Annotated in this window: 3 protein-coding genes; all 3 read right to left on the bottom strand. The window is 66.3% G+C overall.

Annotated elements, in window-relative coordinates:
• Positions 1-288 (bottom strand): hypothetical protein (locus tag PKE99_RS39185; protein WP_271215090.1); only part of this gene is annotated, 288 nt, incomplete at its 3' end.
• Positions 281-466 carry a hypothetical protein gene (locus PKE99_RS39180; protein ID WP_054302691.1) on the bottom strand — a complete coding sequence of 62 codons (186 nt, stop codon included), beginning with the start codon at positions 464-466 and terminating at the stop codon, positions 281-283. The genes PKE99_RS39180 and PKE99_RS39185, both read right to left, overlap by 8 nt.
• A 10-nt stretch (positions 467-476) precedes the next feature.
• Positions 477-834 (bottom strand): tail fiber assembly protein (locus PKE99_RS39175; protein WP_271215089.1); only part of this gene is annotated, 358 nt, incomplete at its 5' end.

Genomic DNA, 834 nt, shown 5'->3' with positions numbered 1-834 from the left:
AAGCTCCTCCAGCAATTCCCGCGCCGAGGCCAGTGCGCGGGTCATATCCGGCGTGAAGCGGACCTCGTAGTTCACAGCGGTCTGGGTGGCCCCCGGCCAGGGATAAGCGAGCGTGAGCGAGGTCGCACTGTTGACGCTGGCGATCCTGACACTCAGCCCGGCCGCCCAGAAGATATCCCCTGCCTCCAGCCCGGCCGCTTCAAACGAAGTCCCGCTGCCGGTGACCGAGGTCGATCCGGCGCCGACAGTGACCGTGCCGGTGGAATAAGATGTGGGAAGATCAGCCATGGGTCATCTCCTGTGCGATGCTGTCGGGGTCCGGGCGGGCGCTGGCCTCCAGTTCTGCGATGCGGGCTTGCAGATCGGCGATGGCCTGCGCCTGGATGAGGCCGCGCTGCCGCAGATGGTCGATCAGCGCATCTGCTTCGGCCAGGGCGACGGCGGGGGCGATGGAAACGGATGTCATCGTGGTCCTTTCAGGTGGGTTTGACCGGCCATGAGACCGATCCGGGGTAGCCGGGCTGGGAGGGGATATCGCGCAGTTCCTGCCGATATGTCGCCCATTGGGCCTGTTTGGCGGGCGTGAGGGGGGCATCGAGCAGCTGCGTCCAGTCGCTGTCGGCCAGCAGCTGCGTGCGGATGGCATCGACCGTGCGCTCGGACATGCCGCTGGGCGACAGGATCGACAGCGACAGGGTTTCGGTCGCGGGGTTGAAATTCAGCGTGCGGATCGTGCTGTCGGCCCAGAGCGGGCTCTCGATCAGCGCGACCGCATTCTGGAATGTGGCCATCTGGCTTTCCGGCACCGCGACTGAGGTCAGGCTGCCGCCCTGA

Origin of the sequence: Pseudonocardia halophobica (assembly GCF_027922425.1) — a bacterium.
Taxonomy (GTDB): Bacteria; Actinomycetota; Actinomycetes; order Mycobacteriales; family Pseudonocardiaceae; genus Pseudonocardia; species Pseudonocardia halophobica.
The sequence above is the reverse complement of the archived record's forward strand: the minus strand, read 5'-3'. Positions and strand labels throughout refer to the sequence as shown.

Coding starts and splice junctions, on each gene's coding strand:
- PKE99_RS39180 (WP_054302691.1), bottom strand. CDS start 466: ATGACATCCGTTTCCATCGCCCCCGCCGTCGCCCTGGCCGAAGCAGAT.